The sequence below is a fragment of the Labrenzia sp. THAF191a genome (genome assembly GCF_009363335.1).
In the GTDB taxonomy this organism is placed as follows: domain Bacteria; phylum Pseudomonadota; class Alphaproteobacteria; order Rhizobiales; family Stappiaceae; genus Roseibium; species Roseibium algicola.
Genome location: NZ_CP045333.1, coordinates 2,626,628 through 2,648,772 on the forward strand (window position 1 = coordinate 2,626,628; position 22,145 = coordinate 2,648,772).

A 22,145-nucleotide genomic window follows, 5' to 3' on the forward strand; every position below is an offset into this window, starting at 1 on the left:
ATCGAATATATTGTTTGTCAATGTTGAAAGCGCTCCCTAGCGTCGAAGAGAAAGCGAGGGAGACAGTGCATGCTGCGTGTTGCAGAACATTCGAACATCACCCACTGGGCGGAGCGGATCGACCTGGCGGCAGCATTCCGCTGGACCGAGCGTCTTGGAATGCACGAAGCCGTCGCCAATCATTTCAGCCTTGTCGTCAATGACGAAGGCACGGCTTTTCTGGTGAACCCCCGCCAGCGGCATTTCAGCCGGATCAGGGCATCCGACCTGATTTTGCTGGATGCAAATGACCCGCAAACGCTGGAACATCCAAATGCCCCGGACCCGACTGCCTGGGGATTGCATGGCGCCATCCACCGGCAATGCCCACATGCGCGCTGCGTCATGCATGTGCATTCGGTCCATGCCACGGTTCTGGCCTGCCTTGCCGACAGCACTCTGCCGCCGATCGACCAGAACACCGCGACTTTTTATGGCCGCTTTGCAATTGACGAGAACTATGGCGGACTTGCTTTCGAGGAAGAAGGCGAACGCTGCGCGATGTTGCTTCGCGACCCGAAGTTCAAGGTGCTGATCATGGGCAACCACGGCGTTCTGGTCGTCGCCAGCACTGTCGCGGAAGCCTTTGACCGCCTTTATCATTTCGAACGTGCTGCGGAGACCTACATCCGGGCACTGCAGACCGGAAAACCACTGCGCGTTCTCAGCCCTGAGATTGCCGAGAAGACCGCGCAGGAAATTGAAAATTATCCGGGCCTTGGACACGACCACTTCGCCGAATTGAAAGCCATTCTGGACGACGAAGGCTCGAACTACGCCAGCTAGGCACCGGCACGGCCCGAGGCTGCGGACGCAAGGCAGCGGACACTCGAAACAAGATCATGCAAGGCCCGATGGTGACACCAGCGGGCCGGGCGGGCGGAATTTGCCGAAATTCCGGTTTTCTCGACTGGCCGTCGGTACCGGCCAACAAGTTGAACTGAAACCTATCACGCTCATCAAGGAGAACCATGGAATGGGAGAGGCCTTTACGCCGCAAAACCGACTGGCAGTCTCACGGCGAAGCGTTCTCGGGGGAACTGCTGCGCTTGGCGCCACGGCTCTCGTATCGTCTCTTGGTATCGGGCCGGCCGTTGCCCAGCCCAAAAAAGGCGGAACGATCCGCTTCGGGATTGCCTCGGGCAATACCAACGACACGTACGATCCGGCAGTTTGGGACAACACCTATTCGCAGGTCTTCGCCTTTGCCCGCAACGGCTACCTGGTGGAGATCGCCTCGGACGGATCCCTCATCGGGGAAGTGGCGGAAAGCTGGACGTCGTCTCCCGATGCAAAGGTCTGGACGTTCAAGATCCGCAGCGGTGTCGAGTTCCACAGCGGCGGTACCGTGACACCTGATGATGTCGTTGCCTCGATCAACTATCACCGCGGTGCGGACAGCAGTTCGGCTGCCAAACCCTTCCTTGCACCGGTTACCGACATTGCCAGCGACGCCGATACCGTCGTCTTCACGCTGGATGCAGGCAACGCCGATTTCCCTTATGTGGTGAGCGACTACCATCTGCCGATCCTGAAGTCATCGGATGGCAAGATCGATCCCACCAGCGGTGACGGGTGCGGTCCGTACAAAGTCACCAACTTCAAACCCGGCTACATCGCCGAGCTCACGCGCAATCCGAATTACTGGAAATCGGACCGTGCCCATTTCGATGCGGTTGTCCTGATGGCCATTGTCGATCCGGCAGCGCGGCAGGCTGCCCTGATGACCGGAAATGTCGACGTCGTGGACCAGGTGGATCTGAAGACGGTGCATCTGTTCCAGCGCGCGCCGGGCGTCCAGATCGTTTCGGCGACCGGTGGCCAGCACTATACGTTCGCCATGGACACACGGGCAGCGCCCTTCAACGACAACAATGTCCGCATGGCATTGAAATACGCCATCGACCGGCAGGAACTCGTCGACAAGATCCTCTTTGGCTATGGCTCGGTTGGCAACGACCACCCGATCAGCCCGGCCAACCGCTTCTACGCAGCCGATCTTGAGCAGACCGGTTATGACCCGGACAAGGCGAAATATTATCTGAAACAGGCGGGGCTCAGCTCACTGGATCTGCAACTCTCCGCCTCCGACGCTGCTTTTGGCGGCGCTGTCGATGCAGCGGTGCTCTATTCAAGCAAGGCAGAGGCGGCCGGTATCAACATTCAGCCGGTGCGCGAGCCCAATGACGGTTACTGGTCCGATGTCTGGATGAAGAAGCCGTTCTGCGCGGTCTACTGGACCGGACGACCGACTGAGGACGCGACCTTCACGCTCGCCTACGCCGCCGGGGCACCGTGGAACGATACCTATTGGGACAACGAGCGCTTCAACCGGCTTCTGAGCGAAGCGCGCTCCGAACTCGACGAAGCAAAACGCGCGGATATGTATCGTGAGATGCAGAACATCGTCAGGACCGACGGCGGCACCATCATCCCCATGTTCGCAAGCTACGTGATGGCACTCAGCGACAAGGTCAGTCATCCGGAAAAAGTCGCCGCAAACTGGCCGCTCGACGGTCTGCGCGCTACGGAGCGCTGGTGGTTTAGCTGAGTTCGTCTTCTCAAATCTGAAGCATTTTCGACTGGCGCCTTGCACGTTGGTTTCCCGCTGGGTGGCAGCTTCGCTTCGGACCATCGGGAATGACGGTGGTGAGACGTCCGCAAACAAAAAACGCCCTCATCCGGAAGGAGAGGGCGTTTTCGTTTCTTGCGGTGTTGGCAGCGATCAGTCGATGACCGAGCCCTCTTCGTCCTTCTTCATGTGACGCATGCGGGCCTTCAGGACCTTGCCGAAGATGATCGGCAGGACGAAGCCGATGATGGCCATGCTCCACAGGGTCAGCGACAGCGGGCTGTCGATCAGGGTGAACCAGTCGCCGTTGCTGATGGTAATCGCGCGGCGCAGGTTGTTTTCCATTGCGTTGCCGAGCAGCGTGCCGAGGATGATCGGGACCAGCGGCACGTCCAGCTTGCGCAGCACCCAGCCCAGCACACCGAAGCCGACCATGACCAGAAGGTCGAAGGAGGAGCCCGAGATGCCGTAGATGCCGACGAAGCTGACCATGGCGACGATGGGCATGAGGATGCGCGGCGGGATCAACAGGACGCGGGTGAAGAGACCGATCATCGGAATGTTCATGGCCAGCAGCATGAAGTTGGCAATGAACAGGGCCGCAATCAGACCCCAGACCACATCCGGCTGCTGGGTGAACAGCAGCGGGCCCGGGGTGATGTTGAGCGCCAGCAGAACCGCCAGCAGCACGGCCGTAGTCCCGGAGCCAGGAACGCCGAGGGCGAGCATCGGCACCAGCGCGCCGCCCGCTGCGGCGTTGTTGCCGGCTTCAGGCGCGGCGACACCGCGCGGGTCGCCCTTGCCGAAGGTGCCTTCCTTGTCGACGAGTTTCTTCTCGAACGTATAGGATATGAACGAGCCGAGCGACGCGCCGGCACCAGGCAGAACGCCGGCAACGAAGCCGAGCAGACTGGTGCGCAGCATGGTCGGGGTGCAGGACTTCAGCAGCGAGAAGCTGGGCATCAGCCGGCCGACGGAAATCTTGCTGGAGTTGGCGTCGGCATTGCCGTGGCGGTGTTCCAGGAACAGGAAGACCTCGGACAGTGCAAACAGGCCGACGATGGCAACCAGGAAGTCGATCCCGTCGTAGAGATGCACTTCGCCGAAGGTGAAACGCGGCACGCCTGTCTGGGTGTCGACACCGACGGTGGCAAGGCCGATGCCGAGCGCGGCTGCGAAGGCGGTCTTGGCCTGGTTGGTCGAGGCAACGCCGCCCAGGGTGGCGAAGGCCAGGGTGAACAGGGCGAAATATTCCGCCGGACCGAACAGAAGCGCGATCTTGACCAGCTGCGGTGCCAGCAGGATCAGGCCCCAGGTGGCCAGGAAGGCACCAACGAAGGAGGCAACGCCCGACAGCGAGAGGGCCTCGCCTGCGCGGCCCTGCTGGGCCATCGGGTAACCGTCGAGACAGGTCATCATCGCCGGTTCGTCACCGGGAATGTTCAAGAGGATTGACGAGATACGCCCGCCGTACATGGCGCCGTAATAGACCGACGTCAGCAGGATCAGCGATGGCGTGGCACCGAGACCGAGCGTGAACGCAAGCGGGATGAGAATGGCGACGCCGTTGGACGGGCCGAGGCCCGGCAGGGCGCCCATGATGGTGCCGAGAAAGCAGCCGAGCAGGGCCAGCATCAGGTTCTGCCAGGTCAGCGCGATTGCGAAGCCGTCGGCCAGTGAAGAGAGAGTTTCCATGGCGATGCTCCGTTAAAAGCCGAACGGGCCCTTGGCCAGGGACAGGCCAAGAACGAGGTGGAAGACCGCATAGATGCCGAGCGAAGTCAGGCAACCTGTAATGAGCGAGCCGATCGGTGAAGAGCCGAGGCGCCAGGTCAGATAGGCAGCGGCAACGGCTGTCGCGATGATGAAGCCGGCTTCCGGCAGAAGTATCGCGTAGAGGATCATCGCCAGCACTGCCATGGCGACTTCAAGGAGACGCGGCAGCGACGGCCATTCCGGCGCGACGTCGGGTTTCAGGAAAATCGCCAGCGACGACAGACCCAACACGGATGCGATGATCAGGGGGAACGCCTTCGGGCCGACAGCGTCGGACAGAAAGCTTTCTTCGATGACAAGAGCGGCCCAGGCATATCCCAGCGCGAGAAGTAGCCCGACCGCGCCAAAGATGCGGTCGCTCATGGATACCTTCCTAATAGCGGCTCCTCCCCAAGTCCGGCGGCCGCCCCTTATGTGTTCTGTTGTTTGTTGGCACCCGAAGTGTGCCACTGTGTCCGCCGACAATCCACTTTGCCCAATCGGGCGGACAATGATCAGGCAGACATACTTCCGGCGTTACGCTGTCAGTCTCAAAGCTGCGTGCGGTAAACCGGATATTGCCCGCGTTCGGACGCGTCCTGAAAAAGAAGGGGGCACATGGACTGCGCCCCCTCCAGTCGGACTGACGGCATTCTTATTTGATGATGCCGATTTCTTTGGAGATGTCCTGGATCTGCTGAACCGAGTTGGCAACGAATTCCTGGAACTCGGCACCCTGCAGGTCGAGCGGAGCCAGACCGTTTGCAGCCATGATGCCTTTCCATTCTTCGCTTGCGTACAGATCGGAGATCTTGGACACCCATGCGTTATAGGCGTCGTCGGACATGTTGCCCGGTGCGTAGAAGCCGCGCCAGTTTGCGCCGATCGCATCGACACCCTGTTCCTTTGCCGTCGGGAAGTCGGCGAATTCGCCGGACAGACGCTCAGGTGCCAGAACAGCGATCACCTTGATGTCGCCACTGTCGACAAAGCCCTTGGCTTCGGAAATGTCACCGGTGAAAGCCTGGACGGAACCGGCCAGAAGCTGGGTCACGGCTTCGCCACCACCGTCGAAAGCGATGTATTTCACGGTGCGGACGTCTTCGATGCCGTAAGCGTTTGCAGCGATCAGAACCTTCAGGTGATCCCAGCCACCAACAGCGGAACCGCCGGCAACGGACACGGACGTCGGGTCGGATTTCATCTGGTCGAGAAGTTCCGGCAGGGTGTTGATCGGGCTGTCGGCCGCAACGGCGATCACGCCGTAGTCAGCACCAACGGAAGCCACCCAGCGAACCTGGTCCATGGTGTTGCCCGGGAAGGCGCCCTGGGCAAGGCGGGTTGCGGTTGCCGAGGAAGCTGCAACGATGAGGTCGTTGTCGTCGCCGCGCTTGTTGACGACTTCAGCATAGGCCACACCGCCGCCGCCGCCAGCCAGGTTCACAACCTGCATGGTCTTGTCGAGAAGCTTCAGGTCCTGAAGGGTCTTGCCGACCTGGCGGCAGGTGAAGTCCCAGCCACCACCCGGGTTGGCCGGTGCGATGCACTCCGGGTTTTCCGGCGTGAAATCGGCAGCTGTTGCGCCGAAAGCGGATGCGCCAAGGAATGCGGCCGCCAGCAGAAGGCGGGTCGTTTTGAATGCCATGTTGTGTTTCCTCCACATGTGCAAGGCTTTTGGTGAGCCCCTGGTATCCGTTGTGCCGCGTTAAAGCGGGTCCTCCCAACGGACGTGAGGAGAGCCTAGCGTCAAACCCTGTCATCAACCTGTCACCAGGGGGCACATTGCTTGCAAGCAGCGAATTTGCGGGGCAAGACTGGGGGCGGGAGGAACGAATCTTTGCGCCTTTTGCTCGTTGAAGACACGTTTGACATGGCGGAGGCGATCATGATCCGGCTGGACCGGTCTGGCATTGCCTGCGATCTGGCAAAGTCGCTGGAAGAGGCAAGGGCCTGCGTCAACGTTCAGCATTACGACGTGATCGTTCTTGATATCAATTTGCCGGATGGCCTGGGCACCGAGCTGCTGAAAGAGATCAGGTCTCGGGGCGAGCGCACGCCGGTGCTGATGCTAACGGCGGAATTTTCCGTCGACGACAGGGTATCCTCGCTCAATTCCGGGGCCGATGATTACCTGGTCAAGCCGTTCGACCACCGCGAGCTGGAAGCCCGCATCCGCGCACTCTATCGACGCGAACAGGGCGACAAGGCCGAGGAACTGACGCTCGGCAGCCTCACGTTCAATGCTTCGGCGCGGGTCGTGCGTCAGGGCGACAGCCCGATCAATCTGACCCGGCGCGAATTCTCGCTGCTGGAGATCCTGGTCCGCAATCGCGGCAAGACCGTCAGCAAGGAACGTCTGTTCGAAGGGGTGTTCAGTTTCCAGGACACCGACGTCAGCATGAACGCGCTGGAGCTATATGTTGCGCGGCTGCGCAAGAAACTCTCGGGCGGATCTGTCAGGATCGAGACCCAGAGAGGGCTTGGTTACAAGCTGGAAGTCGATGACTGATCTCATCCGCAGGCTGGCGTCTACCTCGCTCACCGCACGTGTTGCCTTCGGGATTGCCTTTCTGCTGATCTTTGGCGGGGTGATCGTTTCCATCGCGGCATTCGCCTATGGCCGGGAAGCGGCCAGAAGCGCCTACGACCGGTTGCTCCTGGGCGCGGCGACAGGCATCGCCTCGTCGATCACCGTTCAGGACGACAGGCCCGTCATCGAGTTGCCGGTGTCGGCGTTCGAGTTGCTGGCACTCGCCCCCGACGACAGGATCGGCTATCGCATTATCGGCCCGGAGGGTGTGACGCTGACCGGCTATGATGAAATCACCCTGCCGACAGGCCGGCGCGATTTCCGGGAAGGGTTTTTCGACGGTTCGTTCTTTGGAGAGCCAGCCCGTTTTGCCGTGGTCTCGCGCCGGTTTGCCGAGCGTACGCTCAACGGCACGATCAAGGTGGTCGTCGGCCAGACCCTGCGGGCGCGTAACGACATGGCCTATGACATCACCCGCAAGGCGCTCTACGTGCTTGCAACCTCCGGGCTGGCAATGGTGCTGTTGTCGGTCGTCGTCGTCCGCTCGGTGCTGCAGCCGCTGGAACGGATCGCCGGCGGTCTCTCGGCACGGGACCCCCACGACCTGACACCGCTCGACACCTCGGTGCCACGGGAAACCGCGGTGATGATCAATGCCCTCAACGGTTTCATGGCCCGGCTCGACCGGCAGATGAACTCCATGCGGCATCTGATCTCCGACACCGCGCATCAGCTCAGGACGCCTGTTGCTGCCCTCAGGGCCCAGGCGGATCTCTTCACCGACGAGCCGGAACTTTCCCGCAAGGAAAAGATCGTCGAGAGGATACAGACCCGAACGGCAAGCCTCGGCCGTCTGCTCGACCAGCTTCTGAGCCAGGCACTGGTGATCCATCGCGGCGACAGCGCCAGACGGGAGAAGGTGGACTTGCGCGACATTGCCCTCGACGTTTTCGAGGAAGGCGACCACGCGGTCCTCAATCCGGAATTCGACGTGATTCTGGATATCGGCGAAGACCCTGTCGAAGTGCTGGCGGATGTGCAATCGCTGAAGGAAGCCTTGAAGAACCTCCTGAACAACGCGCTCAAATACGGCCGCTCGCCGGTGCGGGTCGGGGCTTCGCTGCAAGGCGGGCGGGCCAGTATCTGGGTGGAAGATGCGGGTGGTGGACCGGTGGATGGGGTTCTTGCCGAACTGGGGTCCCGTTTCAACAAGGGCGCGCTGTCGCGGCAAAGCAGTTCCGGCCTCGGTCTTGCGATCGCGCATTCCGTCGCCCTTTCCTACGATGGCGAATTGCGCCTGGAAAAGACCGGTGGGGCGCGTTTTCGCGCTGCCCTTGTGTTTGCAGCCGTACCGGAGGGGCGGGCATGAAGCGGCTCGCCTATCTGCTGAAGTGCCTGGCTGCAGTCGTGATGCTGCTTGCCACCGGCAGGGCTGTTTCGGCACAGGAGCTGGTGGAGATTTTCGGACCGGAGACCACCAACCGTGTGCTGGTGGTGCGCTCCACGACGGATATTTCGATCTTCGGTCCCGTGGTCGAAAGCTTCCTACGCACCCGGCCAGGCCTGCAGGTGCGCTACGAGCAATGGGGATCGAACGAGCTCTACCGCCTGTCCCGCAGGGACTGCCGCGACGGCGTTCCAGGTGCCGACATCGTCATCAGCTCCGGTGTTCACCAGATGGTGCAGCTGGTCAACGAAGCCTGCGCAGCGTCCTACCGCTCACGGTTGACCGAACAGTTGCCGGAGGCCCTTCGCTGGCGCGACGAATTGTGGGGCATCACCCGCGAGCCCGCGGTGATCGTCTATAACCGCGAGCTGGTGCCCGTGGAGGATATTCCGCAGACCCGCTTCGACCTGCTCGATCTCCTTCGGCCTTCCGGCACGCCTTATGCAGGGCGGGTCGCGACCTATGACATCGAGCAGTCGGGGCTCGGGTATCTGTTTGCTTTTGCCGACGCACAGGAAGCAACCACCTTCGGCGCGCTGCAGGAATCCTTCGGCCGCTCACAGGCGATTTCCACCTGTTGCTCGGTCGACATCATCAAGGGTGTTGCCGAGGGGCGCTATCTGATCGCCTACAACGTGCTTGGCTCCTACGCCCAGGGCTATCAGCTCAACGACGACCGGATCGGCATCGTGCTGCCGTCCGACTACACACTGGTCCTGTCGCGCACCTTCATGATCCCGAAGCAGGCAAACAACGAAGCCGAGGCCGAGGCGTTCCTGGATTTTCTCTTGTCCTCGGAAGGCACGCTTGCACTTCGGACCGCATTGCTGATCAGCCCGCTTCTGGAAACGGAGGATGGCAACGAAGGCGAAGTCCTGAGTTCGACAGCCCTGCGGCCGATCGGTCTCTCCCCTGCGCTCATGGTTGCGCTGGATGCCCTGACCCGGGAAACCTTTTTGCGCCGATGGCGGTCGACGTTTCCCGGGCCATGAGGCACCGGCAGGCGCGTTGCATGACGCCCGTTTCAGGTCCTCAGGAAACACCCAGGAAGGGATAAGGCCCCGGAAAGGCGCCGACCGGAATGAGGTGGGTCAGGAAACCATCGTCACGCCATTCGTGCAGCAGCATCCCGCCAGGTTCCTTGGTCAGGCTGTTGCCGGCGTTTGCGCGCTGGTCCAGCGTGACCGCATGCGAGGTGCCGGGGCAGACCTGACACAGGCTGCCGGAAAAGAGCCCGGCGATGGAGCGGTGCAGATGGCCGCAGACAAGCCGAACCTGCCCGGAATGAAGGGAGAGGGCAGTGCCCAGGCTGTCTGCGTCGTGCAGGTTCTGCGCGTCCATCGCCTTGATCCCCACGGCAAAGGGAGGATGATGAAAACCGACGATCGCGGGTTTGTCGCCAAGACCGGAGAGCGCGTCTGTCAGGAAGGACAGGGTTGCCGGTTCAAGTGTGCCATGCGCTGCGCTTTCGGTAAGGCTGTCGAGCCCGACAACGGCAAAGTCTTCAAAATCGATCTGCCAGTCCAGGGGGCCGGTGCGGGGCATCCACTGTGCGTCTGCGAAGCTCTCCCGCATCGGCTCGCGCCGGTCGTGGTTGCCCGGCAGCACCCTGTAGGGCAGGTCGAGGTCCGCCATCAGCATCTTGAACCGGTCGTATTCTTCCGGCGTTCCATGTTCGGTCAGGTCGCCTGTAACGATCACGAGGTCGACTGGACCGATCTGCGGCAGCAGGCGGTTGATTGTGGCGACCGTTTCGGCAAGGGCCGCGGCCGTGTCGACCTGTCCGTAGGCGAGTGCTCCTTCGGGAACAATGTGGGTGTCTGAAATCTGAATGATCTTGGTCATGAATGGGTCGATGTCTGGTCTGCAAGGAAGATGAGGTCGGAGGGATCAATGGTGAGGCGCACGGTGCTGCCGGGTTCAGGGGCTGTCCTGCCCGGGTGCTGAAGATAGAGAAGGCCGGCATCCGGAAGGACGCCGCCCACGGCGAGACGGAAATGACCGCCGGAGAACGTGACGGTTTCCACCGTTCCCGACAAGGATCCTGTCTGGTCTAGCCGGACGTTTTCCGACCGTATGTAAGCTGTTTTGCCGGCGGCGCCAGCGGGAAGCTTCAACTGTCCGCCAGGCAGTTGCAATACATCGTTTTCCATGTGTCCGGTCAATGGCATGGCGTTGCCGATGAACCGGGCGACGAAGGCATTGGCCGGAGTGTGGTACAGCTCTTCTGGCCGGCCGACCTGAAGCATGGTTCCGCTCGACATCACCGCGATCCGGTCCGCGATCGCCATCGCCTCGCTCTGGTCGTGGGTGACGAAAACAGCCGTGATCTGGAATTGCCGCAGCATTGCGGCCAGTTCGTCACGCAGGTTGTCGCGCAAGGCGGCGTCCAGCGCGGACAGGGGTTCGTCCAGTAGCAGGATTTTCGGGCGCGGTGCCACGGCCCGTGCCAGGGCGACGCGTTGGCGCTGGCCGCCCGAAAGGGCATGTGTCGGCCGGTCGGCGTAGTCGGTAAGGCGGCACAGGCTCAGCACCTCGTCCACACGTTGCCGGCGTTCTGCCGCCGGCACTTTTCTAACCTTCAGGCCGTAGCCGACATTCGCGCGCACGCTCATGTTGGGAAAGAGCGCATAGGACTGAAACACCATGCCGACATTGCGATGTTCCACGGCAAGTCCGGTCACGTCGATCTCGTCGAACCGGATCCGGCTGCCCGCATCGGGGCGCTCCAGTCCGGCAATGATGCGCAGCAGGGTCGTCTTGCCACAGCCGGAGGGACCTAGCAGCGACAGGATTTCGCCGGGACCGACTGTCAGGTTGGTCGGGCACAGGGCCCGCGTGCCATCGGCAAAGGTCTTGGCGGCGTTTTCGATTGTCAGGGTCATTGAGCGATCCTTTGCGCTCTGGCGGAGGCCCATTGCATTGCCATCAACAGCGGTACGATCATCGCGAAGAAGACGAGCGTGTAGGCGGAGGCGACCTCCAGCCGCATGGAGGCATAGCTGTCGGCAAGGCCGACGGGCAGGGTTTTCAGATAAGGCGTGTGCAACATCCAGGTGAGGTTGAATTCGCCGATGGAGAGCGTCACCACGGTCAGGGCACCAGCCAGGATGCCCGGCATGGCATTGGGGATGATCACCGTTCGAAACCGCGTGAAGGCAGACGCGCCAAGTGTCGCCGCGCTTTCTTCAAGGCTGCGGAAATCCATGGCCATCAGAACGGCGAGAACCGATCGCACCATGAACGGCAGCGTGTAGAGAACATGGCCGACGAGGATGAAGGTCCAGGACGTGCGGAACCCGGACAAGGTCCCGTAAAGCTGCAAGAGCGCGAGCGCCAGTGCGAGGCCGGGAATGGCGAGCGGCAACGAGATGAACTCTTCCAGCAGGCGCGACAGGCGTCCGGGATTCCTGGCAAGGGCGTAGGCCGCCGGAACGCCGATCACCAGCGTGACGGCAAGGCAGGCTATCGCGAGCCAGAGCGACAGGAAGATGCTGGCGGAATATAACTCCCAGACCCGCCCGATCCATTTCAGGGTCAGGCCAGAGGAAAGACCGCGGAAGTAGTTGGCTGTTACCCCGGCCAGGATCGACTGGATGGCCGGGACCAGCAGAAAGGCGGCGATAACAAGCGTGACCGCGCATTGCAGCCACCAGGCGAGTGATCTTTTCACGTCAGCCTCCCGCCGCAACCGTTGTTCCCGCAAAACTGCGGGCGATGTAAAGCAGGGCCCAGGTCACAAGGCCCAGCAGAACGGACAGGGCTGACGCCATGGCGATGTTCGCCGACAGGGTGAATTCGGTATAGATCACCATCGGCAGGACATCGATATTGGTGGCCAGCGTGAAGGCGGTTCCGAAGGCTCCCATGGCAGTGGCAAAGGCGATTGCACCGGCGGCAACGAGGGACGGGGCAAGACCGGGCAGGATCACGTCGATGACAATGCGCCACGGCGATGCGCCCAGGGTGCGGGCGGCTTCTTCCAGTGCGGGGTCGAGTTTTTCAACGGCGGCCATCACCGTCAGCAGGACGCGCGGGATGGAAAAATAGAGATAGCCGAGAAAGAGGCCTGTCAGCGAATAGGCGAACACGATGTGCCCGGGCAATAGCTGGTTGAACAGCCCCTGGCGTCCTCCCAGGAGGATGATCAGGAAGCCGATGACGACGCCCGGAAAGGCCAGCGGCAGGGTCAGGACGGAGAGCAGCAGGCCGCGTCCGATGAACCGGTTTCGCGCCAGGAACAGGCCGGCGGTGGTCGCCAGAGCGAGCGCGGAAAGGCTGACCGCCAGTGACACGAGCACCGTGTTGATCAGCGTTTCAAGATATCGAGGCGTTTGCAGGATCTGCAGGTAGATGTGCCAGCCGACTTCCGATTCAAAGGAAGCCTGAACCAGGCGCACCAGCGGCAGAGCCAGAAAAGCGAGGGCGAATACCGCCAGCGGTACAAGGCAGGCGGTCACGAATGTTCTGTCGGACATGAAGAATGCCTTCGGGAAAACGGGCCGGAACGCCGATGCGCTCCGGCCCGCAAGGTCAGAATTTTATTTGACTTCGTTCAGGTAACGCTCGCCGAAACCGGCCTGGGCGCGTTCCATGTGGGCATAATCGACGGCAACCGCGCGCTCGTAGTCGCTTGCAGGCAGGAACTTCGCGGCGACTTCGGCCGGCAGTTCCACCGGGCGGGACGGCTGCAGGTAGGCATTGGTCCAGATCGCCTGGCCTTCGTCGGAAAGGATGAAGTCCAGAACCTTCTTGCCGGCTTCTTCATGCGGTGCGCCTGCCACCAGGCTCATCACGTAGGGAACGCGCACGGAACCTTCGCACGGCAGCACGAATTCGAAGTTGCCGTCTTCTTCGTATTTGCCGCGATAGGCGTTGAAGTCATAGTCGAAGAGGATCGGGATTTCGCCGGACACGACGCGCGCGAAAGAGGTCTGCTTGGGAACGATCGGATCGTTTTCGGCCAGTTCCTTGAAGTAGCTGATGGCCGGATCGAAGTTTTCCAGATCACCGCCGAATGCCAGGTTGACGGCAACCGCTCCCGCATAGCCGACAAAGGCGGAAGACGGATCAAGGTAGCCGACCATGCCGCGGTATTCCGGCTTCTTCAGATCGGCGAAGCACTGCGGCACCGGTGCGCCGCCGAGCGCGTCGACATTCACGAACATGCCGAGGGTGCCGTAGTGAACGGCAAACCACTTGCCTTCCGGGTCCTTCAGGCCTTCGGGGATGTCATCGAAACCGGCCGGCTTATAGGCGGTGACGACACCTTCGTTGCCGGCCTTGATGCCAGTGGTCACGCCGTAATAGGCAACGTCGGCGACCGGCGCGGCCTTCTCGGCCAGAAGCTGGCTGAGGGTCTGGCCGGAATTCTTGTTGTCATGCGGCATGGCAATGCCGAGCTTCTCATTGATGGCTTCCAGCATCGATGCCCAGTCGGCCCATTGCGGCGGGCAGTTATAGCAAATGGCATCTTCTGCCTTTGCCGGCACGACGGCCGCCATTGTCATGGCCAATGCGAAAAGTGTACGTTTCATGTCAGTGACTCCTGAAGCGATCTCAAGCAGGTCTCGGGGTTACTCATTGGATGGCAGGGAAGTGGCAGCTTCTCTGCCATCGGCTTTTCCGGGAACGGGAGGGCCAAGGCTGCCTCCCGCGCGGAAACTGAATGTGGCGGCTGCGGACGGCAGGTCGGGGGTGGGCCGGTCCAGCAGCCTTGCCAGCACGGAATTGACGGCGCCCTGACCCATGGTGCGCGGATCTGTTTCGACCGTCGCCAGATGAGGGTCGACCAGCAGTCCGGTGGAAATGCCGTCAAAGCCGACCAGCGACAGATCGTCGGGAATACGCTTGCCGAGTGCGCGTGCGGCCTTCATGGCGGCAAGGGCGAGAAAGTCGTTCGACGCGAAAATTCCGGTCAGGGCCTGATGTTCGGCCAGAAGCGTGCCGAGCAACTCCAGAAGAGTGCCGTCCTGCTCCTCGATTTCCAGAAGAAGCGGGTCTGCCATGCCGAACTCGCGGCATGCGGCGGCAAAGCCTTCGTAGCGCTCACGCGAGCGGTCGGAGCGATGGAACCGCAGGGCCAGAAAACCGGTTTGAACGTGCCCCTGGCTGTGAAAGGCCCTTGCGACTTCACGCGCGGCGGCGCGGTTGTCGACGGCCCACGCGGGCAAGCCGAAAGAAGAGCGGTTATAGACGAGGCAGCAGGGAAGGTTCCGATCCCGGATCAGCTCCAGAGCCTCGCTGTCGGCCGCATTGTTGACCGTCAGGACAAGGCCGTCGACCTGTTTGGCGATCAGGGTGCGCGCGGCCTGAAGCTCCAGCACTTCGTCGTATTCCGAACATGCCAGAATGAGCTGATAGCCTTCGCGGTGGGCTTCCTGCTGGGCGGCCTGGACGACTTCTGCAAACACGGGATTGGCGAGAGATGGGACGATGCAGCCGAGTGTCTTTGTCGAGCTGCTTTGCAGGGACCGGCCAAGCGCGCTGAATTCGAAGCCGAGCGCATTTGCTGCCGAAAGAACCTTCCGGCGGGTGTCGGCGCTGGCGGAGCCGGTGCCGTTGAGGACGCGGCTCACCGTTGCAATGCCGCAACCGGCCTGCTCGGCAACATCCTTGATCGTCGGCGGACGCGATCTCACCCTTGGCTCCTTCAGTCTTGGAAACGTTTCCAACACTGAATACAGGGTGTCGATGTCACTTTGATGAAAGCGTTTTGAGAAGGGAAAGAGAGCGCTTTTCGATGCGCAGTCCTCAGCCGTCGTCGGGCTTGAAACCCGCCGCCCGCGGGGACAGGCGGCGGGTCATGGGGCAGGGTCAGAACTTCTTGGCGAAGCTCAGCTTGAAGCTGCGGCCTGCACCTTCGTCCTCACTCAGGTGGTTCCGGTACGACTTGTCGAACACGTTGTCGACGTTGAACCGGACCTCACTGTCCGCCATGAAACCGTCGGTCGGTTTCCATGCCGCATAAAGGTTATGCAGCACGTAGCCTGCGGTTTCCTGTTCGTCGGCGCCCACACGGTCCTGGGCGGCGTAGAAGTCGCCCTTCCAGCCGAAGTCGAGGTTCCACGGACGGTAGACGTAGCCGATCTTGAGGAAGGCGCTGTCGGCGGGGACGGCATTCATGTAGCCGCCGGTGCTGACGTTGTTGCCCCGGATCAGCGAGGCGCCGAGAGATCCGTAGATGCTTTCGGTCCAGTAGGAGGCTTCCAGCTCAAGCCCTTCGTAACGGGCTTTCGGAATGATTTCCGTCACCACCGTCGAACCGTTCCAGTAGCTGGCGTAGTAGTTGGTGACGTTGTTGCGGAACGCTGTTCCCTTCAGGCGGAAAGCGTCACCGCCCATGATCAGGTCATCGAAAGAAAAGGTGACACCGGCCTCGAAGTTGTTCGACAGTTCCTTGTCGAGATCGTTGACGACGTAGTTCGAAAACACCTCGTCGAGGGACGGCAGACGCTCGGTATGGGCGACGGAGCCGAAGACGCCGAGCCACTCGGACATTTTGATCATGGCTGCAAGCTTTGGCGAGTAGCCGACGGCGCTCTTTTCCTCGTTCAGGTTGATGGTGTTGCCGCTGCCGTCCACGTAGCTGCCGACAGACACGTTGCTGTAGTCGATCCGCATGCCGGGAATGAGGGTGATGCGGTCGTTCCACACCAGTTCGGCCTGCGCATAGCCGCCGACGTTGACCGTTTCGCCTTCCGGGTGAGACCCTGAACCACTGCGCACATAGGTGCCGAAATCACGCGGATTGCGGCGTTCCTGGTACTGGCCGTCGATGCCGGTCGTGACATAGGCCATCCAGTCTTCGCCCAGCTGGAACGTTGCGACGTTGTCGGCCTTGCCCTGCCAGGTCTCGTAGGAATATTCGGAATTGAAGCCAAACGGGTAATAGCAGGTCGGCGGCGCGGGCGCCGGGGCGAACTGGGCGCAGATCTGATCCTGGTTCTTCTGCTCGACCCGCGTGTCGGACCAGCTGAACTGGGCCTTCACATCAAGCAGATCGTTTCCTGAAAACCCGTTTGCATAACCGACGATCGCGGTCTGATCCGTCACTGTGCGGTCAACATCGCCAAAGTCCGGACCCCAGGCAATCTGGTCGTAGTTCTGGTTGTCCTCGTCACTCGACCAGTTCTGGTAACTTGCGAAAACGGACTGGTCTTCATTTTCCCCGAAGGTGTAACGAGCCTTGATCAGACCGTTGATGGAGTTGAAATCCGTGTCCGGAACTTCGTTGCCCTGGCCATCCGTAATGTCCTGAGACTGCCGATAGTTGAGGGCGCCGAGCAACTCGAGGTTCTTGACCGGCTCCGCCGCGACGATCGCGCTGCCCAGCCAGCCGTTGCCGTTCGAATCCCAGGAGGTTTTCAGCCGGCCGCCGATCAGGTCACCCGGATCGAGGAAATCGCTGGCATCCTTTGTGGTGAAGGTGATCACACCCCCCATCGCACCGGCGCCATAAAGGGTCGATGATGCCGGTCCGCGCAGGACTTCGATCTGTTTATAGAGTTCCGGATCGGAGAAGAACGACCCCATCCGGTACTGTTCGAAAAACTTGTTGACCCCGTCTACCTGCATGATGATCCGGGTCTCGTCACCGGAAAGGGCTTCACCGATACCGCGGATATTGATGCTTTCGCCGAGGATCGAGTTACTGCCGATCGGCGTGACGCCCGGGATCTCCTGGAAGACGTCTCCGATCGAGCGCGGTTGCAGGTCGTCGATGGCTTCCTGGCCCAGCACGGTGACGGCCTGAGGAGTATCGATCGCGACTTTGGGCACACCGGCGCCGACCACGATCTGTTGTAGCTGCGATACCGGTTGATCCTGCTCGGCAACGGGTGTCGCCGGTGCTGCATCTGCGACTGCATCCTGTGCAGCTGCCCCGCAATTAAAAGCCAAAACCCAAAGGGCAACACCACCCATCAAGCGGGTGTTACCGGTCTTCTTGAGCCCCATAAAAATTCTCCAAGAGTGCGCGTTGTTCGCGTCCTTTTCGCTGCCTCTCACACAGCGTTTTAAACATGAGTCAGTGACTCAGGTATTGTGTTCCTAATGAAATATGAATATAGGAGTCAAGTATTAGATTGCGGTCGCCGAGGAAAAGCGTCTCTTTGGAATGATTCAAAAACTCCTAATAATCTCAGTAATTTACGTTACGGGATGATGAGGCGGGAAACTGAGAGCGGGCTGCAGGAAGACCATAGCGATTGGGGACAGAACTCATGAATGCCGATCAGATCTCCTCTGAAACCAGGCAGAGCGCAGCCGACATCCGGGCGGCACGCGCGGACAATCCGAAGATGCGGGAGCGGGATCTGGCACAGATACTCGGCATTACGGAAGCGGAGCTGGTCGCCAGCTTCGTAGGGCATGGCGTGCGCCGCATCGCGCCGCGTTTCGATGATCTGTTTCCGGGGTTGCAGACCGTCGGCACGGTCATGGCACTGACGCGCAACGAGAGCGCGGTGCACGAGAAGATCGGGCCGTTCGAGAAATTCGTGAACGGCAAACGGGCGGCCCTGATGCTGGGCGAGCAGATCGACACGCGCATGTTTCCGGCCAATTGGGTGCATGGCTTTGCGGTCGAAAAGGCCGACGGCAACGATGTCCGCCGGTCGCTGCAGTTCTTCGATGCCCATGGTGATGCGGTGATGAAGATCCACACCCGTGCGGAAACGAACCTGGATGCGTGGAACACTCTGGTTGAAAAGCTCGTGCTGGACGATCAGACGCCGGATGTGTTGCCGCAAGTGAGCGAAGCTAAACCGTTCAGCCGAAAACAGGCATCCGAAGGAGCTGAAGCGGTGCTGCGCGACCGCTGGCAGGCGATGACCGATCCGCATCAGTTCCACGGACTTTTGAAGGATCTGGACCTCGACCGGGTCAGTGCCTTTGAACTGGCGGGCGATGCCTGGGCCTGGCCGCTCGATCGTGGGGCGGTGCCGGCCTTGTTGCGTCTTGCAGCGTCGGAAAACATTCCGATCATGTGTTTTGTCGGCAATCGCGGTTGCATTCAGATCCACTCCGGGGCGGTGGCAACGGTGATGGATAGGGGGCCATGGATCAACGTGATGGACCCGACCTTCCATCTGCATCTGCGGACCGACCACATCCACGAGGTCTGGGCCGTGCGCAAACCGGCGGATGTCGGCCATGTCACCTCGGTGGAAGCTTATGACAGCGAAGGACAGCAGATCATCCAGTTCTTCGGTGTGCGTGGTGAGGGCAACGAGGAACGGTCCGATTGGCGCGGCCTTGCCGAAAACCTGCCGAAACTGGATCGGGCGGTAAAGCTGGGAGCAGCGGAATGATTGGGTCTCTTTCGCGTTTTTCCGGCGTCTCGGCGGCTGTCGCGCTGACCGTCGCAGCCCTGGTCCTGCCCGGCAAGCCACTGTTTGCGGAAGGCACGGGCAGTCCGGACAGCAGCACTGTTGTCGCCATCGGCGGTTCGGTGACGGAGATCGTCTACGCCCTGGGCGAAGACAAGAGGCTGATTGCCCGCGACAGCACCAGCATCTTCCCGTCGGAAGCGGCAAGTCTTCCGGATGTCGGGTACATGCGCGCGCTGTCCCCGGAAGGTGTGCTCTCCGTCAATCCGGAGCTGATCCTGATGCTGGAAGGCAGCGGGCCGCAGGAAACGGTGGACGTGTTGCGCAAGTCCGGTGTGGCGATGGCGGATGTGCCGGAGGCATATACCGCCGAAGGCATCATCCGGAAGGTGCGTGTCGTTGGTGAAGTGCTCGGCGTCGAGGCGAAAGCCGATGCTCTTGCCGGCAAGCTTGAAGAAGATCTGGCCGAGGCACAACGTGCCGCTGAAAGCCGGACGTCTGGCGTTCGTGTTCTTTTTGTCCTGTCGACAAAGGGCGGGCGTATCCTTGCCGCCGGATCGGATACTGCGGCCAACGGCATACTTGCGCTTGCGGGTGCTGAAAACGCGACGTCCGGCTTTTCCGGCTACAAGATCCTCAGCGACGAGGCGATCGTCAGTGCGGCACCGGACGTCGTTCTGATGATGGACCGCCACGGCGACGGCGAAGACGCGGCGAGCGGTGATGCGGTGTTCGATCATCCGGCCGTGGCGCAAACGCCGGCAGGGAAGAACAGGCGACTTGTCCGCATGAACGGGCAGCTCCTGCTGGGGTTCGGTCCGCGCACCGCAGAAGCGGTCCGTGAATTGTCGACCCGTCTGGCGGATACGGCAAGCTGATGGCACTGATGAGCGATACGGCCTTGCCCGCCAGAAGCGGACGGATTTCCTCTCTCCTTGGGCTTGCGGACCTGCAGCGCGGAGACAGGGCTCCGCTCGCGCGGGCCGTCATTGCGCTGCTCGCCGTGCTGACATGTCTCGTCGTTCTGGGAAGCCTTGCCATCGGCCCGATCTCGATCCCGGTTCTGGAGCTCCTGCCGCATGTGCCGTCCTATTTTTCGGGAGCGGGAGAGGGCGTGCCGCAGGGTGTTTCGGCAAGGGACTGGATCGTTCTCATGGATATCCGCCTGCCCCGGGTTACGCTGGGAGCGCTCATTGGAGCGGCCCTGGCGGTGTCCGGTGCCGTGATGCAGGGGCTGTTCCGAAACCCGCTTGCAGATCCGGGCATTGTCGGCGTTTCGGCAGGGGCAGGCCTGGGCGCTGCCGCGTTCATCGTTCTTGGAAATACCGTACTGGCGCCGGTGATGGCGCTTCTGGGTATCTATGCGGTCCCGCTGGCAGCCTTTGCCGGCGGCCTCGTCACGACGCTGCTTCTTTACAGGATCGGCACGCGCGGAGGTGTCACGTCAGTTGCGACATTGCTGCTGGCGGGCATTGCGCTCGGCGCGCTCACCGGTGCGATGACAGGGCTGTTGGTTTATGTGGCCGATGACCAGGAGCTGCGCGACCTGCAGTTCTGGGGACTTGGGTCGCTCGCGGGATCCAACTGGCAGAAGGTCGCTTCTGCCGCGCCAATCATCCTCACGATGCTGGTCTGCGTGCCGTTCCTGGCACGCGGTCTCAACGGTCTGACGCTTGGCGAAGCCGCCGCCTCGCACATCGGCATCAAGGTGCAGCGGCTCAAGAACCTCAGTATCCTGCTGGTTGCGGCGGCAACCGGCGCCTCCGTTGCTGTCAGCGGCGGAATCGGCTTTGTCGGCATCGTCGTGCCGCATTTGCTTCGTCTCACAATCGGTCCCGACCATCGCTACATGCTGCCGGCCGCAGCGCTTCTTGGCGCCTGCCTGCTGATAGCCGCCGATACGCTGGCGCGCACCATCGTGGCACCGGCGGAAATGCCCATCGGTATCATCACCGCCTTTGCCGGTGCGCCCTTCTTCCTCTGGATCCTGCTGCGCAAGCGCGGCCTTACAGGCCTTTAGGGTGTGGTCATGTTGCACAGGACAATTGAAAATGGCACGGCGCTGACACCCGATCTTGTTGTCGAGCGTGTTGGTGTTTCGGCAGGCAAGACCCGGATCGTGCAGGACCTTTCCTTTCACGCAAAGGCAGGGGAAGTGCTGGCGATCATCGGGCCGAGCGGTTCCGGCAAGACGACCTTGATGAAGGCAATGACCGGTGAACTGCCTTACTCCGGCGGGATAACGCTGGCAGGGTTGGAGGTCGGTGGCCTGTCACCGGAAGTGCTTGCCGCCATGCGCGGGGTGCTGCCGCAGGCAAGCCAGATTTCCTTTCCCCTGAACGTGGCTGAAGTGGTCGGTCTCGGCCTGACCTCCAGCCGCCGGGAACGAGCCTTCCGTGCCCGGCGCATTGCCGAAGCCCTTGCGAAAGTCGGCCTGTCGGGCTTCGAAGGGCGTAGTTATCAGGAACTGTCCGGCGGCGAGCAGCAACGGGTGCAGCTTGCACGGGTGTTGTGTCAGGTCTGGGACCCGCTTCCGCAAGAAGGCCTGCCGCATTGGCTGTTCCTGGACGAACCGGTCTCCAGTCTCGACATCAAGCACCAGGTCCAGATCATGCAGCTTGCAGCCGATTACGCCAAGCGTGGTGGCGGCGTCGTCGCCGTGATGCACGACCTCAACCTGACCGCTGCCTTTGCCGACCGGGTGCTGGTCATGCAGGGTGGTCGCCGTCTCGCCTTCGGTGCGCGGGACGAGGTCATGCAGGCGGAGTTGTTGTCGAAAGCTTATGACTTTCCGCTGGAAATCCTGACACGTCCGGGTGGAGGACGGCCTGTGATCGTGCCGATGGACAACGGCTGAGGGTGGTCTTTTACCCTGGTGATGTTCGACGTGGTCAGGCGGTCTTCAAACTGCGCAGCGCGGAGATCATTTCCTCTGAATCCCACACCCGGTCGCCAATGGCGGCGAGGGCAACCTTGCCGGTGCCATCGAGGACGTAGGTTACCGGCAAACCGCGCAGGAACCAGGTGCTCGGCATGGCCTTGTCGGTGTCCATCAGGACGGTGAGGCCATCATGGTCGATCTCGTCCAGAAAACCTTCGATCCGGTCCTGCCGGTCACCTACGTTGACGGCGAGCACTGCAAAGCCTTCGGGACCGAGTTCCCGGTTGAGACGCGCCAGACCCGGCATTTCCTTCCGGCAGGGCGGACACCATGTCGCCCAGAACGATACGAGCAGGATCTTTCCGGAATAGTCGGCAAGCGTGTGGACGGTGCCATCAAGATCGGGAAGGTCGAGTTTGGGTTCGATTTCGAAGGCCGGTTCGGCGAGGCCAAGTCGGAAGAAGTCGTTGCCTGCCGCAAACACCGTTCCCGGCAGCAATGCCATTGCCGCGCTGCCAGCCAGAAGGTGCCGTCTGTTCAGTTGTCTCATGCCCGTAATCCCGCCTTACCGCTTTCCGTCGTGCAGGCGA

20 protein-coding genes are annotated in these 22,145 nt (G+C 61.4%); 9 read left to right on the forward strand and 11 right to left on the reverse strand.

Features of this window, described 5'->3' with window-relative positions; all coding sequences use genetic code 11:
- Positions 1 to 69 precede the first annotated feature (69 nt).
- Together FIV05_RS12025 and FIV05_RS12030 are read left to right on the forward strand one after the other, a co-directional pair.
- A complete protein-coding gene (locus FIV05_RS12025) occupies positions 70 to 825 on the forward strand; it encodes a class II aldolase and adducin N-terminal domain-containing protein (protein WP_152509701.1) in 756 nt (251 codons plus the stop codon).
- Between the two features lie 190 nt (positions 826 to 1,015).
- Positions 1,016 to 2,590, forward strand: coding sequence for an ABC transporter substrate-binding protein (locus tag FIV05_RS12030; protein WP_152509702.1), 1,575 nt, complete (start codon positions 1,016 to 1,018; stop codon positions 2,588 to 2,590).
- Between the two features lie 174 nt (positions 2,591 to 2,764).
- Here FIV05_RS12030 and FIV05_RS12035 read toward each other — a convergent pair whose 3' ends face one another.
- The 3 genes from FIV05_RS12035 to FIV05_RS12045 form a co-directional block, all read right to left on the reverse strand.
- On the reverse strand, positions 2,765 to 4,306 hold the full coding sequence (locus FIV05_RS12035) for a tripartite tricarboxylate transporter permease (protein ID WP_152509703.1): 1,542 nt from the start codon (positions 4,304 to 4,306) through the stop codon (positions 2,765 to 2,767).
- A 12-nt stretch (positions 4,307 to 4,318) separates the two neighbouring features.
- Positions 4,319 to 4,750, reverse strand: a complete 432-nt coding sequence (locus FIV05_RS12040) for a tripartite tricarboxylate transporter TctB family protein (RefSeq protein WP_055656205.1) — start codon at positions 4,748 to 4,750, stop codon at positions 4,319 to 4,321.
- A gap of 271 nt (positions 4,751 to 5,021) precedes the next feature.
- Positions 5,022 to 6,011: a tripartite tricarboxylate transporter substrate-binding protein gene (locus tag FIV05_RS12045; protein ID WP_152509704.1), complete on the reverse strand. Its 990-nt coding sequence runs from the start codon at positions 6,009 to 6,011 to the stop codon at positions 5,022 to 5,024.
- 192 nt (positions 6,012 to 6,203) lie between these two features.
- Between FIV05_RS12045 and FIV05_RS12050 the strand changes: the two genes are divergently transcribed.
- From FIV05_RS12050 to FIV05_RS12060, 3 genes are read left to right on the forward strand one after another with little or no spacing between them, the layout of a single operon-like run.
- Positions 6,204 to 6,875, forward strand: coding sequence for a response regulator transcription factor (locus FIV05_RS12050; protein WP_023003141.1), 672 nt, complete (start codon positions 6,204 to 6,206; stop codon positions 6,873 to 6,875).
- Positions 6,868 to 8,265 (forward strand): sensor histidine kinase, encoded by a 1,398-nt coding sequence (locus FIV05_RS12055; protein ID WP_152509705.1) that lies wholly within the window; start codon positions 6,868 to 6,870, stop codon positions 8,263 to 8,265. The genes FIV05_RS12050 and FIV05_RS12055 overlap by 8 nt, the downstream gene beginning before the upstream one ends.
- On the forward strand, positions 8,262 to 9,335 hold the full coding sequence (locus FIV05_RS12060) for an extracellular solute-binding protein (RefSeq protein WP_286202287.1): 1,074 nt from the start codon (positions 8,262 to 8,264) through the stop codon (positions 9,333 to 9,335). Before FIV05_RS12055 ends, FIV05_RS12060 begins: the two co-directional genes overlap by 4 nt.
- A gap of 40 nt (positions 9,336 to 9,375) precedes the next feature.
- Here FIV05_RS12060 and FIV05_RS12065 read toward each other — a convergent pair whose 3' ends face one another.
- From FIV05_RS12065 to FIV05_RS12095, 7 genes are all read right to left on the reverse strand, one after another.
- Positions 9,376 to 10,188 (reverse strand): phosphodiesterase, encoded by an 813-nt coding sequence (locus FIV05_RS12065; protein ID WP_152509706.1) that lies wholly within the window; start codon positions 10,186 to 10,188, stop codon positions 9,376 to 9,378.
- A complete protein-coding gene (locus FIV05_RS12070; protein ID WP_152509707.1) occupies positions 10,185 to 11,228 on the reverse strand; it encodes an ABC transporter ATP-binding protein in 1,044 nt (347 codons plus the stop codon). The genes FIV05_RS12065 and FIV05_RS12070 overlap by 4 nt, the downstream gene beginning before the upstream one ends.
- Positions 11,225 to 12,016, reverse strand: coding sequence for an ABC transporter permease subunit (locus FIV05_RS12075; protein ID WP_023003146.1), 792 nt, complete (start codon positions 12,014 to 12,016; stop codon positions 11,225 to 11,227). The genes FIV05_RS12070 and FIV05_RS12075 overlap by 4 nt, the downstream gene beginning before the upstream one ends.
- A 1-nt stretch (position 12,017) precedes the next feature.
- A complete protein-coding gene (locus FIV05_RS12080) occupies positions 12,018 to 12,821 on the reverse strand; it encodes an ABC transporter permease (RefSeq protein ID WP_152509708.1) in 804 nt (267 codons plus the stop codon).
- A 63-nt stretch (positions 12,822 to 12,884) separates the two neighbouring features.
- A complete protein-coding gene (locus FIV05_RS12085; RefSeq protein ID WP_209009957.1) occupies positions 12,885 to 13,880 on the reverse strand; it encodes an ABC transporter substrate-binding protein in 996 nt (331 codons plus the stop codon).
- 39 nt (positions 13,881 to 13,919) lie between these two features.
- Positions 13,920 to 14,984 (reverse strand): LacI family DNA-binding transcriptional regulator, encoded by a 1,065-nt coding sequence (locus FIV05_RS12090; protein ID WP_152509709.1) that lies wholly within the window; start codon positions 14,982 to 14,984, stop codon positions 13,920 to 13,922.
- Between the two features lie 175 nt (positions 14,985 to 15,159).
- Positions 15,160 to 17,301, reverse strand: a complete 2,142-nt coding sequence (locus FIV05_RS12095) for a TonB-dependent receptor (protein WP_152509710.1) — start codon at positions 17,299 to 17,301, stop codon at positions 15,160 to 15,162.
- A 266-nt stretch (positions 17,302 to 17,567) separates the two neighbouring features.
- On the opposite strand from FIV05_RS12095, the gene FIV05_RS12100 reads away from it, so the two are divergent.
- The 4 genes from FIV05_RS12100 to FIV05_RS12115 are packed head-to-tail and all read left to right on the forward strand — an operon-like array spanning position 17,568 to position 21,531.
- Complete coding sequence (locus FIV05_RS12100) at positions 17,568 to 18,656, forward strand: ChuX/HutX family heme-like substrate-binding protein (protein ID WP_152509711.1); 1,089 nt, start codon at positions 17,568 to 17,570, stop codon at positions 18,654 to 18,656.
- Positions 18,653 to 19,552, forward strand: a complete 900-nt coding sequence (locus FIV05_RS12105; RefSeq protein ID WP_173013829.1) for an ABC transporter substrate-binding protein — start codon at positions 18,653 to 18,655, stop codon at positions 19,550 to 19,552. The genes FIV05_RS12100 and FIV05_RS12105 overlap by 4 nt, the downstream gene beginning before the upstream one ends.
- An 8-nt stretch (positions 19,553 to 19,560) precedes the next feature.
- The gene (locus FIV05_RS12110; protein ID WP_152511915.1) at positions 19,561 to 20,694 is read left to right on the forward strand and encodes an iron ABC transporter permease; all 1,134 of its coding nucleotides are present in this window, start codon (positions 19,561 to 19,563) and stop codon (positions 20,692 to 20,694) included.
- Positions 20,695 to 20,703: 9 nt separating this feature from the next.
- A complete protein-coding gene (locus tag FIV05_RS12115; protein ID WP_152509712.1) occupies positions 20,704 to 21,531 on the forward strand; it encodes a heme ABC transporter ATP-binding protein in 828 nt (275 codons plus the stop codon).
- Between the two features lie 34 nt (positions 21,532 to 21,565).
- On the opposite strand, the gene FIV05_RS12120 is transcribed toward FIV05_RS12115, so the two are convergent.
- Entirely contained in the window at positions 21,566 to 22,105 is a 540-nt protein-coding gene (locus FIV05_RS12120) for a TlpA disulfide reductase family protein (RefSeq protein WP_152509713.1), read from the reverse strand.
- Positions 22,106 to 22,145 lie beyond the last annotated feature (40 nt).